The organism is Robertkochia sediminum (assembly GCF_016786255.1).
Classification (GTDB): domain Bacteria; phylum Bacteroidota; class Bacteroidia; order Flavobacteriales; family Flavobacteriaceae; genus Robertkochia; species Robertkochia sediminum.
Genome location: NZ_JADMKT010000081.1, coordinates 53,577 through 70,936 on the forward strand (window position 1 = coordinate 53,577; position 17,360 = coordinate 70,936).

Consider the following 17,360-nt stretch of genomic DNA (forward strand, 5'->3'; position numbering starts at 1 on the left):
AGAATTCAAACGTAAATCAGGGCTCCTTTATTGGTTAAAAATGGTCATAAATAATTAACAGACCAAAAAATATACGTAAGTTTGGCACGGCTAAAACCTCACCACTTTTTGTACAAAAATAGGATTTAAAGCATTGCTAACAAACAAACCTTACATACTTTTAAGTCTTATCCTTCTGTTTTACAGCAGCATCTTTTTTGCACAGGAAACTCCTCTTCAGGAAAAGTTGCCGGCAGGGAACGCTGCAGACTCGATCACGATAGGAAAGAACGCTGAACAAACACTTCCGCAAACCGTTCAGGACAGCACCGAACAAGACAGCATAAAACCACAAGGCTTTATCGCCGGTGATATTACGTATCACGCTGTGGACTATATGCGTATGAACCGTAAGGAAAATCGTTTATACCTGTACAACGAGGCCGAAGTATATTACCAGGAATACGAGCTCAAGGCCGGGATCATCGTTATAGACTACAACACCAACGAGGTCTATGCCGGACGTATCAAGGACAGCCTGGGTAATTACACCCAGATCCCTTATTTCAAACAAGGAAACAATATTGTAGAACCCGATTCCATTCGTTTTAATTTCGACACAAAGCGGGCCCTTATCTTCAATTCGCGTTCGGAGCAATCTATGGGCGAAAGTATGAACCTGTATGCCAATACGGTAAAAAAGGAGAACGACTCGGTGTACTTCCTCAGAAACGGTAAGCTCACTACGGCCGAAGATGTTGAGAATCCCGACTACTACATATTGGTGAGAAAGGGTAAGTTCGTCCCAAAGAAAAAGGTGATCGCAGGCTTCAGTAATATGTACATCGCCGATGTACCCACCCCTATAGCCGTTCCTTTTGCGTATTTCCCGCTAAACCAGGAAAAGAGCGCCTCAGGGATCATTCTCCCTACCCCGGGACAGACTAACCTTAGGGGATACTCCCTGCAGAACGGGGGATACTATTTTGCCCTAAGCGATTATTTTGACCTGGCGCTACTGGGTGACTACTACACGAACGGAAGTTATGGAGCACGGGTAGAAAGCAGCTACGCCAAACGATACAAGTTTCGTGGAGGCCTGAGGTTTCGCTACGAAAACCTGGTGAACAGCCAGCGTGGATTCCCGGACTACAGCCGAAGTACTATTTACAATATTCAGTGGAACCACAACCAGGACCCCAAAGCCAATCCGAATTCCCGACTCTCGGCCTCGGTAAACTTTGGTAGCAGCCAGTATTACCAACAATCGGTAAACCAGCTCAACACCCCGAACTTCCTGAACAACACCCTGCAATCGTCGGTTTCCTATAACAAGACCTTCCCCAACTACCCTATGGTCAACCTGGGGATCAACGCCAATATCAGTCAGAACACCCAAACGCAATCGGTTAACCTTTCCCTGCCTACCATTCAGGCGAGTATGGAACGTATTTTCCCTTTTGCAAAACGTTCGGGCACCAAGAAAGGGATCATTCAAAACATCAACTTCCAGTATACCGGTAGAGGAGAAAACCGCATCAACACCATCGATAGCCTGCTCTTTAAACCCGAGATGTTCGATGACGCAAAAACAGGATTCAGACATACCATCCCGGTATCGACCAACTTCAAGCTCTTCAAGCACTTTAGTACCTCGATGAGCATGAATTACAATGAGGTTTGGCAGCTCAAGACCATTCAAATAAACGACTACGATCAGGACCTCATGATACAACCCCGCGATACCATTAGCGGATTTGACAGGTTTGCCACTTACAACTTCAATGCAAGCATCGGAACCACTCTGTACGGAACCTTCAACTTTAATCCTGAAGGAAAGATACAGGCCATTCGACACACCTTAAGACCATCGGTGAGCTACGGATACACTCCGGCATTCGAGGAATATTATGACGAGTACCTGGACGAAAATGGCGTACAACGCATGTATACACGCTTTGAAGGCGGACTCTTTGGTACGCCGGGACTTAACGAATCGAACAACCTGAGCTTCGCCCTGAGCAATGTGGTAGAGGCCAAAGTTCGCGATAAGGACACCACAGCCACCAAACCCAAAAAGATCAAGCTCCTGAACAACCTCAACTTCTCTGCGGCCTATAACCTGGAAGCCGATTCCCTGAACTGGAGTCCGCTGCGAATGACCGGAAACACACAGTTGCTGGACAACAAAATGAGCATTAACTTTGGGGCAACCCTTGATCCTTATGCTTTAGACAATTCCGGAAGGCGTATCGACGTGTTCAACATGGAAAATGGAGGTAGTATTTTCAGGCTTACCCAGGCCAATGTGAATGTGAGTTACAGCATTGACAACAACACCTTCAGGAGAGACGGCGAAGACGAAACTGCCGACAACAGCGAGAGCGGTGGCCGGCCTGACGACCTCTTTGGAGATGGCCAGGATATGAGCAGACGCCAGGGAATGGATAGCAGACAAAACAAGAACCAAGGGCAAACCCAGGAATACTACCAGGCCAAGGTGCCGTGGAATTTCAGGATGGCCTACGCCCTGACCTACTCCAACGCCAGGAGGCAGAATGAGATCACGAACAACTCGCTCATGGCTTCCGGTAATGTAGACCTGACCCCAAAATGGAGCGTTGGCATCTCCTCAGGTTACGATTTCAAGCAAAAGGGATTCACCTACACCCAATTCCGTTTTGCACGTCAAATGGACAGCTGGCAGATGAACTTCCAGTGGGTTCCATTCAGTACCAGAGCGTCGTGGTTCTTTACCATAGGTATTCGCTCTTCTATGCTTAGCGACATTAAGTGGGAACAACGTCGCGAGCCGGATAGACGACTATAGAAACATTTAAGACCACCATAATATGAAAACTATCATCCAAACAGATAAGGCTCCAGCACCGATCGGACCTTACAATCAGGCTGTGCTCGCCAACGACACTCTTTATATCTCGGGGCAGATAGGGATAGACCCTGCCACCGGTGAATTGGTAGAAGGGGGCGTAGACGAAGAGACCAAACAGGCCATGAAAAACCTGGAAGCCATTCTTAAAGAGGCAGATATGACCTTCGAAAACGTCGTGAAAACATCGATATTCCTAAGCGACATGAACGACTATCGCTCTGTGAATGGGATCTATTCGGCATACCTCGCCAATAACCAAACAGCACCGGCAAGAGAGGCTATAGAGGCCGCTAACCTACCCAAGTTCGTGAAGGTAGAGATCTCGATGATCGCTGTAAAATAAAAAAGGTTGCAGCCCCATCTAACAAAAGGCTGCAACCCGATTAAACCAACTTAATTAAAATCGCTTTTTTCTACTCGAATAAAGACTTGTGGTATTCTACCAGTCCATCGATAGGACGGCGCAGTACTTTTCCAAGCATCAGGCCATTCTCTTCCATCACCTGCTTAAGTTCATCCTGCAGGTAAAAGGCGATACTTCCAACGAAGTGTACCGGCACATGTTTGGATTGTTCGTACTGTTTTACAGCGTTATCAATAAACAACTGCATCCCCTTCTTGATCAGTCTTTGCGAATATTCCTCATCCTTGTTCTGGATCAGGAATCGGGCAAAGGTCGCCAGATAGGTATTGGGATTAGGCTGCTTATAAAGGTTGTTCTTTATAGTGTCTTCATCCAGGTCGTATTCTCTGGCAAACTTGGTAGCAAGTTTTGAAGGTGTTTTGCGATAGTAATAATCCCTTAATAATTGTCGTCCAAAATAATTTCCACTACAATCATCCATCAGGATATACCCCAGTGAGGTAACTTTTTGTACCAGCTGCTTCCCATCCCAGTAACTACAATTAGAACCGGTGCCGAGAATACACACAATCGCGCTCTCATCGGGAGTAATAGTGGCATAAATGGCGGCGTAGGTATCTTCTTTTACCGAGATATTGGCATTTACGAAATACCCCTTAAAAATATCTTTAAGGAAATCGCGCATACGTTGAGTTCCGCAACCTGCGCCATAAAAATAAAGCTGGGTAACATCTTTACGATGTCTGTACAACTCGAAATTATTTGCCAGCCGCTCATCGATGATCTCTTTGGTAAGCACTTCAGGACTCAATCCCAGGGTCTGGGTCATGAACATCTTATTCCCGTCGTCATCCAGTGCTATCCAGTCGGCTTTTGTGGCTCCGCTGTCTACTATTAATATCATAATCTAAAAGATACAAGAATCCCCTCCCCTGCTCAGAGGAGAGGATTTATATTAGCAACTAAGCTTGTAGTAATTACAGGCTGTTCACATAAAGAGCGAGATCTACTAACTTGTTAGAGTATCCCATCTCGTTGTCATACCATGAAACTACTTTAAAGAAAGTAGAGTTCAGTTCGATACCAGCTCCGGCGTCGAATACAGAGGTACATTTTTCTCCAACGAAGTCGTTAGAAACAACATTCTCATCTGTGAAACCAAGGATCCCTTTAAGTTCTCCTTCAGAAGCCTCTTTCATAGCCTTAGTGATCTCATCATAAGAAGTCTCTTTCTTAAGCTTAACAGTAAGGTCTACTACAGAAACGTTAGCAGTTGGTACACGGAATGCCATCCCGGTAAGTTTACCTACCAGTGAAGGGATCACCTTAGTTACCGCTTTGGCAGCACCTGTAGAAGCAGGAATAATGTTTAACAGTGCACTACGTCCACCTCTGAAATCCTTTCTTGAAGGTCCGTCAACAGTTAGCTGAGTAGCTGTTGTGGCGTGAACAGTGGTCATAAGCGCTTCTTCGATACCAAACTTATCGTTCAACACCTTAGCTACAGGAGCAAGACAGTTGGTGGTACAAGACGCATTAGAAACGATCTTATCTGAAGCTTTTACTTCATTGTGGTTAACCCCCATTACGAACATAGGCGCATCTTTTGAAGGTGCAGAGATCACCACTTTTTTAGCACCGGCATCAAGGTGATACTGCGCTGTATCCAAAGTAGTGAAGATACCGGTACATTCTGCTACGATATCGGCTCCAACGGCATCCCACTTCAGGTTCTTAGGATCTTTCTCTGCAGTAATTCTAATGGTTTTACCATTAACTACAAGATGACCATCTTTAACCTCTACAGTTCCGTTAAATCTTCCGTGAACAGAATCGTATTTAAGGAGGTAAGCCATATGATCTACTTCCAGCAGGTCATTGATCGCTACTACTTCTACATCTGATCTTTCTACAGTGGCTCTGAAAACGAGTCTACCGATTCGTCCAAATCCGTTTATACCAATTTTTAATGTTGACATGTGAATTAGTTTTTATTCTACTTTATTAAAATTATATGGACATGATCTCAGATACTCTGATGAGTTCTTTATCGATCTCCGATTTTCCTTTTACTGCTCTGTCAAGGGGAGTAAGGGACAATTCATCGTTATTGATCCCAACCATAAAGTTGGATTTACCCTCCAACAAGGTTTCCACGGCTTTAACTCCCATTCTGCTGGCAAGCACACGGTCTGCACAACTCGGAGTTCCTCCTCTTTGCATATGTCCGAGAACAGAAACCCTGATATCATAACCCGGCATGTTCTCCTCCACATATTCTGCTAACTGAAATACATTCTTTCCGATCTTATCACCTTCAGCCACCACAACGATAGACGAGGTCTTTCCGCTCACGCGACTGGTTTTTAAAGATTCGAGCAAACGATCAAGTCCCATATCCTCTTCCGGGATAAGGATCTCCTCTGCACCTGCACCAACCCCTACGTTAAGTGCAATATGCCCGGCATCACGCCCCATCACCTCGATAAAGAAGAGTCGGTCGTGCGAGCTGGCAGTATCCCTGATCCTATCGATCGCCTCTACAGCGGTATTTAATGCTGTATCGTAACCCAGTGTACTTTTGGTTCCGAAGATATCATTGTCAATGGTTCCCGGAATTCCGATCACCGGATAGCCAAACTCTTCGTTAAAGACCATACCTCCGGTAAAGCTACCATCACCACCAATAACCACAAGGGCATCCACTTCATTTGCCACCAAAGTCTCATGGGCCTTCTTACGACCTTCTTTGGTGCGGAAATCCTGCGAACGAGCCGATTTAAGGATCGTTCCTCCACGGTTAATGATATTTCTTACACTACGGGCGTCCATCTCTTCCAGGTCGCCTTCAATGAGTCCTTGATAACCTCTGTAGATCCCCATACATTTTATGTTGTGAAATGCACAGGTTCTTACCACTGAACGAATAGCTGCATTCATTCCCGGAGCATCTCCTCCGGAGGTCATAACTCCTATTTTCTTAATACTTGAAGCCATTTAATTTTTTTTGAACAATGTAAAACTATTAAACAATTTTCTATAAATAGGTAACGAAATACATTGTATTATTAAATATGAAAATTTCAAACGATTTCGTTGATAATTTCTTATTTATCAAGCTGTTTGACCTAACAAAAGTAAATGATTTATATAAAATGACGCAAGGCAGGATGCCTGAAATTCACCGGAAATAAGGTGTTTTCGTTTAACCTTTCGCCGCCCATTTTCTGGTAAAATCGGGGTAGAATGGGTTAAGTGTTTAACGAATGGGGATGGTTAATTTTTTTCCTTGGCACTAATGGTCACCATGCCATTACCAAGAGATCTTACTTGCTTAGAAGTGACCTCCGGAGGGGTTGATCTCGTCTGTTTGACTACTTCTTCCTCCTGTTTACCCAGAAGCTTTCTAAAAAGTTCCCTAAAGGTATCAAATTCTACCTGATATGACAAACCTACTCCTTGTGTATATCCCTGTTCCTGAGCGAAAAACTGCCGGATCTCATTCTCACGGTTAAATATAGTAGCACTCAGGGTGCCGTCGTCGTTCAAAAGGATCTGTACTTCGACATCACCGGCAACGACACTTTCACTCACCCCGCCAATAGGCATACCGATCTTTCCATTCACCAGAATGCGATCGTTGATCTGGGTAGAAACGGTCACGCCCAAACGATCGTCGGTCACAAAATCCTGGTTCGGATTACGCTCTCCGATCTCGTAAGATACCCCCACATCAAAAACCCCGTCTCCTGAATTCAGGATCTGGTTAAACATACTCGAGGCACTTTGCACCAGGTTTCCGGCAAGGGCCTGGTTGGTTAAACTAAGGTCGTTAATGAATGCCCCCTGCGAGAGCAATGAAAACACCTGCATTTCTCTTTTGGTGTTGTCATCCAGACGGTATTGAAGTTCAGAATTGGTAACTGCACTGGCGGTTGGGAACCTGATCTCATAATCAAAGGTAGGCTGCACCAGTTCTCCTAACATATTGATCACCACCTCTGTTTCGATCTTTCGGGTGTATTGGGCATTATCCAAAAGTACCGCCGGATTGGCATAAAGGCTATAGGTTGCCGTAATATTAACATCGGCCTGCAGCGGATCTCCATTCCATACAATGGTTCCGTTAGGCTGCACCGTAAAGCGCTTATCGATAAATCCGCCATACTTAAAGTTGTACTCCCCGCGAGAGGTAATAAAGTCACCCCACATATTGAACTTACCGTTGGTGTTGATCTCAATAAGCATATTCCCGGCCCCGCTTCCTTTTAAAGAGCTTCCGGTTTTTTCATCGATCACGATCTCTACTTCGGCATCGGGAGTTACATCCAGGTCAAAGAAAAGTTCTAGCCCCTTATACTCCTGTAGCTCCCTCCTCGAAGGATCGTCCAAACCTTTCCCCTTCTCTATAAAATTAATGAACGAGAGGTCACCGATCTCGGTCTCATCGCTGATCGGGATCTTAAATACCGTACCTCGTTCTGTTTGGGCCGCTACATCGATACTCAAAAGCTCATCGGTAAGTCCGGAGATCCTCGAACTCCCCGAAATAAATGCCGTACCGTAATACAACTCATCGTTACCTGCCTGGGTATCGAGCACCAGAAAACGCTCTCCCCTGGTCTCCAGGGCAAGGTCTAAATACCAATTGGCGAACTTATTGTGATTTATGGTTCCATCGAGTATGGCTTGTGTCTTGTATTTGGTATCGGTAAGCTCCATATCGTCAAAGATGAACGACTGACGCTCCAACCTGACTCGTGCCAGCTTATTAAAATCAAGATCTACATTGAGGTAAGGAATCTTTAAGCCGCCATCGATCACATCGATATACCCATTCATATCTGGGTTACCTAAAGGCCCGGTAATGCTTACCTCTCCATTGGCGGTCCCACGAAGGTCTGAAAGCACGATGCCTCCAAGCGGACTAAATGCATCGAGCAGGAAGCCATTTAACCTCGCATCCAGATCGAGCAGGGCCTGCTTGTTTCTGTATTGTATACGTCCAAGAATGTTCATACTCTCAACGTAGTCTTCCACCACCTTCACATTAACGTCATAGCTCGACAAATCCCTGTTACCAAGCATGGAAACAAAAAGATTCCCCATTCTAAAATCATTAATGCTAAAATCGGCGATCTTCACATTAGAGGTAGGCACATAGTTATTATCCCGTTGCAGGATATTAAGTGAACCATCTACCTTACCGCTGAGGCTCAGGCTGTCGATATCGGGTATAATATCTTCCAGGTTCACATCGGTAAATTCCAGATCGATGTCCTTATAGGTTGTATCCCTGAGCACACCTTCCAGACGAATTCGTTCGTCCTTATAGTTCATCACCAGCTGATCGATGTTGATCGAGTCAAGGTCCCTGTTAAAGGTTACTTTGTTCAAATGGTTGTTCTGTTCATTGATCACCCAGGTCTTCCCTTTTAGTCCAAGCTCAGAACGTTTAAGCCCGATCACCGAACGCTGCTCTTCATTAAAAGTATGATAGAAGTTCAGACTGTAGGTGTCATTGTACTCCTTGCTCCCTTTAAATTCGGTTTGAAAGAATAGCGTATCCTGGATCTTGGTGTTTATAAGGCTCAGTTCAGAAACATCGTAAAAATTAGACTGAATGGTCCCTACTTCCACATAGGTATTAAAAAGGGGGTTTTTGTTGTCTACGTTCACATTGATATTGTCGAAGACATTTCCGAACACATCGATATGCGGCGACCGGAAGGTAAGTTTAAAATCACCGTCATCTGCAGCCATACTTCCTTTGATGAAGGTATTTGGTCCAAATTCCATTTCCGGAAGGAACACCTCAACGATCTTGTTGTAGATCTCCAGGTTAAAATCAACATATTGGCCGGGAGTGATCTCGTAAGGCTCGTAATTGGTATAGATACTACCTACCGAGTTACTCACCAGTTTCCCAAACTCATCTATCCGGAACAGGCCTTCTACCGTCCCGGTAATAATGTCAGGCGAATTGATCTTTAACACACGCCTGTTCTCCAGGAATTCTGACGTGATCTTAAAGTCGGCAAAGTAATAGTTATCGTTCTGATTGATGAATTCTGTTTTGGAAAACCGTACTTCCCCCTCAAAATCATCGAGGTTGTTCCCCACGACATTCATATTGATCTTCCCCTTAAAAACGGCCATGCTGTCTCGCTTCAGAAAATTCAGCCTGCGCAGATCGGCATGAGCAACGGTAGCCACGAAGTTAAAAGCATTCGAAGTACCTGAAAGATCGGCCAGCCCCTTAAAGTTCATGTCAAAATTCGGATCCCTCGAGATCAGGTTACCGTCGAACAGCAGGTCTTTCACCAGACCGGAAACGCGTATGTCGTTGTATGCGTAATCATTATAGGTAAACTTAAATATTTGCCCGATCACCTCGGTATTGAGCAACTCCTTTTTGAAGCCCATCCCATCGACATTGAGGTCGAGAGATGCGGGACCGAGATTCGGATTTTCCAGGAAGCTTCCCAGATCGAAATCGGTTAGTGATAAGAATCCTTTATAAGAAGCCTGTTCGATATTATCGATATTGGTTATCGTAAGGTCGGTAAATCCTTTTCCAACTTCGGTATCAAGTGCAATTCTGGAATAAACCTCTTCTTCGGTAAGTGCCACCTTTCCGGTAACATTAAACTGCCCCACCCTGCCAATGATCTCGGGCAACGCCTTTCCCAGGATATTGGGCATAAGCGAACGCAATTGGAAATAATTGGACGAAGCCCTTGCCAGATCGGCATCCATTTTGAACTCCCTGCTACTCTCAAAGAGATTGTGAAAAACAAAATCGCCCCTGATATTCGTATTACCGGAGCGCAGGCTCATATCTTCAAGTCGTAATTTATTCAAGGTACCCGAGAAGCCGCCATTAAAACTCACTCTTTTTCGTTTGCCGAATTCATCGTAATACAGGTCGATCTCATCCAGAGCGATATTTGAGTCTTCAAAGTTTCCTTTGAATTGCACTTTATCGAAAAACTCCGAAAAATCTTCACGGTTATAGGTAAGGTAAATAGCGCCGCGAATATCCGATTCGGCGGTTTGGATCTCCATCCCCTCCAGTTGCATACCTTCTTTGGTATAGGTATAATCTCCTTTTAATTGCTCGACCACCAATCCTTTTTCAGAAACAAAACTCAGCCGATCTATCGGAACATAGACCTTGGGGCCAAGCACTTTGAAGTCTTCGATCTCGGCTGCGATATTATTGAGTGTGAGTCCTTTTCCTGCCCCTCCGTTCCTATCGAGCAAAACGAACTTTCCGTTTGTAATATCAAGCTCACTCGCATTGAGCTCAAAAGGCTCCTGATTCGGGTCGGACGGACCGGTATCTAACTTGTCGACAAAAACATCGAGATTGGTTTCCTCGGCCCCCTCGTAGGTAATGATCTTAAAAAGCACCTCATTGGCTTCGAGCCCCCCGAAATCCAATTTCCCCCGCATCAAACGGTTCAGACTCAGAAGAGAAGTATTGATATCGCGCACATAGACAAGGGTATCTTTCTTGTAATCTTCGATATACACTTCTTCCAGAGATACGTCCCCGAAGAAAACCGACAATTTTACCTTATCTACGTTAATGTTGGTACCAAAGGTTTCATTGAGATATCCGGTAGCTTTTTTAGCGAGTTGCGTTTGCACAGGAGGCAAAGAAAGTACGATCCCTGTTAATACAATGAGGCCTAACAGGACCAGGACAGTACGCAACAATATTTTTCGAAGTTTACGGATAGGGCTTTATGTTTTACCTTTGTGGTCCAATAATTATTCCAAATATAAGATGAATAGCCAAGATATTTTCATTCTAGCCATCGAATCCTCTTGCGACGATACCTCGGCCGCTGTTATGTGCAACGACAAGGTACTGAGCAATGTGGTAGCCAACCAGGCCATTCACGAGGCCTATGGCGGGGTGGTTCCGGAGCTCGCGTCAAGGGCACACCAGCAAAACATCGTACCGGTGGTTCATCAGGCTCTGGCCAAGGCAAATATCGATAAAAATCAGCTATCGGCAATAGCTTTTACGAGGGGTCCCGGACTAATGGGCTCATTGCTTGTAGGCACTTCATTTGCCAAATCCCTCAGCCTGGGATTAAACATCCCGCTTATCGAGGTAAACCATATGCAGGCACATATCCTGGCGCATTTCATCAATGAAGAAAATACGGCTAAGCCCGAATTCCCTTTTCTGGCTGTAACTATTAGCGGAGGCCATACCCAGATCGTAAAGGTCGACGACCATTTTAACATGGAGATCATCGGCGAAACCCTTGACGATGCGGTGGGCGAAGCCTTTGACAAGAGTGCTAAGATCCTCGGACTGCCCTATCCCGGCGGTCCGCTTATTGACCGCAATGCCGCCCTGGGCAACCCCAAGGCCTTTGAATTCCCTATTCCTAAGGTGAGGGGACTCAACTTTAGCTTCAGCGGATTTAAGACCTCTGTACTCTATTTTGTGGAAAAGGCCCTGAAAGAAGACCCCGATTTTATTGAAAAGCACATGAACGATATCTGTGCTTCGGTGCAGGATACCATTGTAAGGATCCTGATGCAAAAGATCAAAAAAGCGGTCAAGGAAACCGGAATTCGCACAGTAGCGATAGGCGGCGGAGTATCTGCAAATTCAGGCATCCGAAAAGCCCTGGAAGATGCCGAAAAAGATTGGGGATGGAAAACCTTTATTCCTAAATTTGAATATACCACAGACAATGCCGCCATGATCGGGATCGTGGGTTACCTGAAATATCTGGAAAAGGATTTTACAGATGAAACCATAAGTGCCAAAGCGCGCTTCGCCTTATAACGTATTTATATGCAATTATTTTACGCTCCCGGAATACACCCCGACACCTCCGAATTTCATTTTGACAAGGAAGAGAGTCGCCATATAAGCAGGGTGCTTCGAAAAAAGGAGGGCGATGCTATCCACCTTACCGACGGTAAAGGCCATCTTTACTACGGGGTCATAGGGTTATCTTCGCCTAAATCATGCCAGGTACTCATAGAAAAGGTCGAAGAGCAACCGTCAAAAAGGTACAAACTACATATGGCCGTTGCCCCTACCAAGAGTAACGATCGTTTTGAATGGTTCCTGGAAAAGGCTACCGAGATCGGTATAGACGAGATCACGCCCATTATCTGCGATCACTCCGAACGCAAAGTGGTCAAGACCGATCGTATGGAGAAGATCCTTCAGGCGGCCATGAAGCAGTCTTTAAGCTGCTACCTCCCTGTGCTTCACCCGCCCGTAACCTTTAGTGAGTTCATGAGCCAGGAGCATCCCGAATCCCGGTTTATTGCCCATTGCTATGACACCGACCGTTACGACCTGAGAAGGAGAATTCAACCGGATTGTCCGGTACTGTTGCTCATTGGCCCCGAAGGTGACTTTTCAGAAGAAGAGGTTGCTCTGGGTATCAAAAATGGGTTTATGCCGGTATCCTTAAGCGATAACCGTTTGCGTACAGAAACTGCAGCCATTGTTGCATGTCATACAGTGGCTATCTTTAATCAATAAAAATCCCAGGTATGCGCATTGTACACACCCTTATCATCACCTTGATCTTTGCTGCCACCGGTGCCGCCCAGGAGATCGCCGTTCTCAAATACCAGGGAGGAGGCGATTGGTATGCTAACCCTACTGCCCTGCCCAACCTCATCCGGTTTTGCAATGCGAATATCAAGACAAGGCTCGAGACCAAACCCGCCACCGTCGATGCCGGAAGTGATGCCCTCTTCGACTACCCCTTTATACATATGACCGGTCATGGCAATGTGTTCTTTAGTGAAGACGATGCACGCCAGCTCAGGACGTATCTCCTGGGAGGCGGATTTCTGCATATTGACGATAACTACGGAATGAGACCCTACCTGGAAAAAGAACTTAAAAAAGTTTTTCCCGATAAAGAACTCTCCACCCTCGGAGCAGACCACCCCATATTTCACCAGACCTTTGAGTTTCCAAATGGGTTGCCCAAGATCCATGAGCATGACGGACTCCCACCGGAAGCCCTGGGTATCTTTCACGAGAATCGCCTGGTACTGCTCTTTACTTTCGAAAGTGATCTTGGCGACGGATGGGAAAATCCCGAAGTACATAACGACCCTGAGGATATTCGCTTAAAGGCGCTACGTATGGGAGCTAACATTATTCAATACGCCTTCGAAAACTGATCCTATGCCTGAACAACTCGAACATCACCAAAACCGCTTTAAGCAACGAAAATTCCCGGTTACCATAGTCTGCGACGGATTGAACAGTGCGTCAAATACGGGGTCCCTGTTTCGTATTGCAGATGCCTTTGGCGTGGAGGAGATCATATTTTGCATCTACGTTCCGGTTTTCAGCAGAAGAATGGAAAAAACGGCCCGGGCTACCCATAAAACAGTACCCCACAGTTTTGAACCCGAAACAGAAGTCGCCCTGAAGGCCTTAAAAGACGATGGGTATACCCTCATAGCCCTGGAAATAACCAACAACAGCACCCCTCTTCAGGACCTGCAATTAGAGTCTAATGAAAAAGTAGCCCTGCTTCTGGGTGGTGAAAACCACGGCATTGCACCGCAACACCTGGCAATGGTCGATCATATGGTACATATCGATATGTATGGCAATAACAGCAGTATGAATGTAAGTGTTGCCGCAGGAATATGCCTTCAGACCATTACCCAACAAATAAAATAAATTTTTTATCCTAAATTGTAGGAAAATAACAGGACCCAACCACCCTTATGAATTCAAAGATCATCGCTAACGGCATCCTCAGAGCCGTCGCAGTTTTAGCCGGAATTGTATTACTGGGATTCTTTTTATACAAGATACAATCGGTCATTGCCTATATCCTGATCTCTGTTGTGATCTCCCTTATCGGCAGACCGATCATTCATTTTCTCATGCACCGGTTAAAATTTAAAAGCACCCTGGCAGTGGTGACCACCATGATCCTGATGATCCTTTTCCTTACCGGGATCATTAGCTTATTTATTCCCCTGATCATGGAACAGGGTAAAAACCTTTCGCTCCTGAACTACGACCAACTTATTACTTCGCTGGAGGGGGTTTACTTTCAGCTGTCCGACTATCTCAATATCAGCAGGTCTCAGGTAGAAGCCTCCCTGGAAGCCACCTTAAAACAATCGGACCTCTTGTCCAGCTTCGGACTCTCGGCCATACCTACCCTTCTCAATAATATCCTTGGAGGTATAGGCACGTTCAGCTTTGGCCTATTTACCGTGATCTTTATTTCTTTTTTCTTCCTTAAAGACAGCATGTTGTTTCAAAATGCCCTTATGGCCTTTATTCCGGACGAAAGAGAACAGCGCGTTATACGATCCATAGAAAAGATCAAGAACCTGCTCTCCCGTTATTTTGTGGGCTTGCTCCTGCAGATCACCATTCTCTTTGTTTTCTATACCATCGTTCTGTTGCTCGTCGGGATCGAGAATGCTGTAGTGATCGCTTTTTTATGTGCCCTGCTCAATCTTATTCCTTATATCGGCCCACTCATTGGCGGTGTGCTCATGATAGCCCTCGCCATGTCAAGCAATCTTGGGGCAGATTTCAGTTCGGTAATTTTACCTAAGGCGTTGTACGTGTTCATTGGATTTATGATCGGACAGCTTATTGATAATTTTTTCAGTCAGCCATTTATATTTTCAAACAGTGTGAAATCGCACCCTCTGGAGATCTTCCTGGTGATCATTATTACCGGCTTACTGTTCGGTATCCTTGGTATGGTGATCGCTATTCCTGCCTATACGGCCATCAAAGTAGTCCTTAAAGAATTTCTTTCAGAAAATAAGATCGTAAAATCGCTAACTAAAAACCTCTAAGGTGAATCATGAGATCCTTAATTCCCGTGTACAGGAATTCATTAATGAGAACCTGCATACCGACATTGCCTCTCTGGTACTCAAAGGCTCTCCCTTTGAAGGAATAACCCCCGCTGCCCTGGCAGAACAGGTATACGCAAAACGAAAATCTGAAAAGAAGCTTCCTACCTGGTTCCATACCGGGAATATCTATTACCCACCGGTGCTTTCTATAGAACAAACCTCTTCAGAAATTACCGCAAAGTATAAGTCCGGCCTCTTTTCCGGTGATCATATAACCGATATTACCGGGGGCTTCGGCGTAGACGATTATTACTTTTCAAAAAGGTTCAGCAGGGTGGTTCACTGCGAACTCAACAAAGAACTGTCGGAGATCGTTCGCCATAATTTCGAACAGCTCAAAGCCTCGAACATCAGTTGTCATGCCGGCGACGGATTGTCATTTGTGGAAACCATAGCGCATACCGACCTTATTTATACCGACCCGGCAAGAAGAGACGATGCCAAAGGCAAGGTATTCTTGCTCTCCGACTGTACGCCGAATATCGTGGTTCACCAGGATGCGCTGTTCAAAAAAACGGGCACAATCATGATCAAGACCTCCCCCCTGCTCGATCTATCTGCAGGAATCGCTGAACTCGACAAGGTTGTTGCCATACATATCGTAGCAGTAAGGAATGAGGTAAAAGAACTTCTTTGGATCCTGGAGAGGGAACCCGTTTCAAAAGATATCACCATAACCGCAGTGAACCTAAACGAACACGGCACGGAGCACGCTCCTTTTGAATTTCAGCTGGGTGAGATAACGACGGCCATCGCCCGGATCGGACCTGTTACTAAATACCTTTACGAGCCCAACGCGGCGATCATGAAATCGGGAGCCTTTAATCTTATTGGCGAAAAGTTCGGTCTTGACAAACTCCATCCTCACACCCATCTGTATACAGGAGACACCCTTGTCGATTTCCCGGGAAGACGTTTTGAGGTATTAGAAGTTCTGCCCTATAATAACAAGGTAATGAAGAAAAAGCTGGGAGGATCACAATGCCATATTACCACCCGAAATTTCCCTGTTGCCGTTGCCAATTTGCGTAAGAAGTTCAAGATAGGTGATGGCGGAGATCGCTATGTATTTTTCTGCATGGGACCGGAAGGTCAAAAACAGGTGATCATGACTAAAAAAGCCTGATCACTCCGGACAGTCCCATCTAAAATCGGCAATACCATATTCGAGGGTCGGACCGTAATTATAATGCCACCATTCTGAAGTGATCGCATTAAAGCCGTGAGCTTCCATTGTAGATCTTAACAGCATCCTGTTATCAAGCACCTCCTGCGAATGCCCCGTATAGGCATGCCTGGCCTCCCTGCCGAAAAAATCGAAGGGCGTACCCATATCCAACTCCTCCCCTGCAGCATTGACCAGGGTGATATCTACAGCACCACCCTTGTTGTGTATGGAACCCTTTGCCGGATCTGCCACATAGGTAGGATTAGGGACGATCTTCCACATCTTCTTTTGAATACTATGAGGTCTGTAACAATCAAAGAACTTGATCCGGTAACCCTTCTCCATAAAAGCCTTATTCACCTCGATCAACGCTTTTGCCGTGCTCACCCGGGTATAGCATTCCGGACAATCGTAAACCACCTCGTTAAGAAAATTATCGGCAGTGGCATATTTCATGTCGTAAACAAAATCCGAACTGTAATCGGTTAACCGAACAAATGCCGTATCCGGCAACCTTTCTAAAGAAACAGGCCAGTCTGATCGGGTTTCGGAGACCTCCATTTCGGCTTCCGGAGTTGCAGTAACCCCTGGAACTTTTTTAGAAGGTTCTGTTTTACAAGCGATCGCGATCAGGAACAAAGCAACAAGGATAAAGGTCTTCCTATGCATATATTAAGGTTTACCGGTAAAAATAACCGATTATTCCTGAATTCGAACATAATCGTTAAAATGAAGGGGGATGGAACGATCTTTAAGACTTCCGGCGTACCCGGGCTATAAAAACCTTCGCTTCGAGAAAAGGTTCGATCAAAGAGTCAGCACAAAAGCGTTATTTTCTTATTATCAACACGTTAAAAGTAAATTTTCATTAGGAAGGTATGTTCTTGTGCACTACTTTTATAAAACTTTATCGGGGTGCTAATTATGGCTGAGATCATACCCGTAGGATTCAGGAGGTAATGCTGCTGAAGATTTAAAGGGTGAGGGGGAATACAATTGAGCAATTCAGTTTCTATTCCCCTTTTCTTTTGTACCAACCACAAATA

13 protein-coding genes are annotated in these 17,360 nt (G+C 45.3%); 8 read left to right on the forward strand and 5 right to left on the reverse strand.

All coding sequences use genetic code 11. The features are described 5' to 3' along the window. The first annotated feature begins 133 nt into the window (after positions 1 to 133). A complete protein-coding gene (locus tag IS446_RS14755) occupies positions 134 to 2,809 on the forward strand; it encodes a putative LPS assembly protein LptD (protein ID WP_203061529.1) in 2,676 nt (891 codons plus the stop codon). Between the two features lie 22 nt (positions 2,810 to 2,831). After that, positions 2,832 to 3,215: a Rid family detoxifying hydrolase gene (locus tag IS446_RS14760; protein WP_203061530.1), complete on the forward strand. Its 384-nt coding sequence runs from the start codon at positions 2,832 to 2,834 to the stop codon at positions 3,213 to 3,215. Between the two features lie 70 nt (positions 3,216 to 3,285). Here IS446_RS14760 and IS446_RS14765 read toward each other — a convergent pair whose 3' ends face one another. The 4 genes from IS446_RS14765 to IS446_RS14780 form a co-directional block, all read right to left on the reverse strand. Further along, positions 3,286 to 4,140, reverse strand: a complete 855-nt coding sequence (locus tag IS446_RS14765; protein ID WP_203061531.1) for an N-acetylglucosamine kinase — start codon at positions 4,138 to 4,140, stop codon at positions 3,286 to 3,288. 73 nt (positions 4,141 to 4,213) lie between these two features. Continuing rightward, positions 4,214 to 5,215 carry a type I glyceraldehyde-3-phosphate dehydrogenase gene (gene gap, locus IS446_RS14770; protein ID WP_203061532.1) on the reverse strand — a complete coding sequence of 334 codons (1,002 nt, stop codon included), beginning with the start codon at positions 5,213 to 5,215 and terminating at the stop codon, positions 4,214 to 4,216. Between the two features lie 31 nt (positions 5,216 to 5,246). Beyond that, positions 5,247 to 6,233 (reverse strand): 6-phosphofructokinase, encoded by a 987-nt coding sequence (pfkA, locus tag IS446_RS14775; protein WP_203061533.1) that lies wholly within the window; start codon positions 6,231 to 6,233, stop codon positions 5,247 to 5,249. A 279-nt stretch (positions 6,234 to 6,512) separates the two neighbouring features. Further along, on the reverse strand, positions 6,513 to 10,961 hold the full coding sequence (locus IS446_RS14780) for a translocation/assembly module TamB domain-containing protein (RefSeq protein WP_235996525.1): 4,449 nt from the start codon (positions 10,959 to 10,961) through the stop codon (positions 6,513 to 6,515). Between the two features lie 70 nt (positions 10,962 to 11,031). On the opposite strand from IS446_RS14780, the gene tsaD reads away from it, so the two are divergent. The 6 genes from tsaD to IS446_RS14810 are packed head-to-tail and all read left to right on the forward strand — an operon-like array spanning position 11,032 to position 16,272. Further along, positions 11,032 to 12,054, forward strand: a complete 1,023-nt coding sequence (tsaD, locus tag IS446_RS14785) for a tRNA (adenosine(37)-N6)-threonylcarbamoyltransferase complex transferase subunit TsaD (protein WP_203061534.1) — start codon at positions 11,032 to 11,034, stop codon at positions 12,052 to 12,054. A 9-nt stretch (positions 12,055 to 12,063) separates the two neighbouring features. Beyond that, positions 12,064 to 12,768 (forward strand): 16S rRNA (uracil(1498)-N(3))-methyltransferase, encoded by a 705-nt coding sequence (locus IS446_RS14790; protein WP_203061535.1) that lies wholly within the window; start codon positions 12,064 to 12,066, stop codon positions 12,766 to 12,768. Between the two features lie 11 nt (positions 12,769 to 12,779). Next, entirely contained in the window at positions 12,780 to 13,424 is a 645-nt protein-coding gene (locus IS446_RS14795; protein ID WP_203061536.1) for a DUF4159 domain-containing protein, read from the forward strand. Between the two features lie 4 nt (positions 13,425 to 13,428). Further along, positions 13,429 to 13,935, forward strand: a complete 507-nt coding sequence (locus tag IS446_RS14800) for a TrmH family RNA methyltransferase (protein ID WP_203061537.1) — start codon at positions 13,429 to 13,431, stop codon at positions 13,933 to 13,935. Positions 13,936 to 13,982: 47 nt separating this feature from the next. Continuing rightward, positions 13,983 to 15,083 carry an AI-2E family transporter gene (locus IS446_RS14805; RefSeq protein ID WP_203061538.1) on the forward strand — a complete coding sequence of 367 codons (1,101 nt, stop codon included), beginning with the start codon at positions 13,983 to 13,985 and terminating at the stop codon, positions 15,081 to 15,083. A gap of 1 nt (position 15,084) precedes the next feature. After that, the gene (locus tag IS446_RS14810; RefSeq protein ID WP_203061539.1) at positions 15,085 to 16,272 is read left to right on the forward strand and encodes a THUMP-like domain-containing protein; all 1,188 of its coding nucleotides are present in this window, start codon (positions 15,085 to 15,087) and stop codon (positions 16,270 to 16,272) included. Here the strand turns inward: IS446_RS14810 and IS446_RS14815 are convergent, their stop codons facing one another. Beyond that, positions 16,273 to 16,983 (reverse strand): M15 family metallopeptidase, encoded by a 711-nt coding sequence (locus IS446_RS14815; protein ID WP_203061540.1) that lies wholly within the window; start codon positions 16,981 to 16,983, stop codon positions 16,273 to 16,275. Between the last annotated feature and the right edge of the window lie 377 nt (positions 16,984 to 17,360).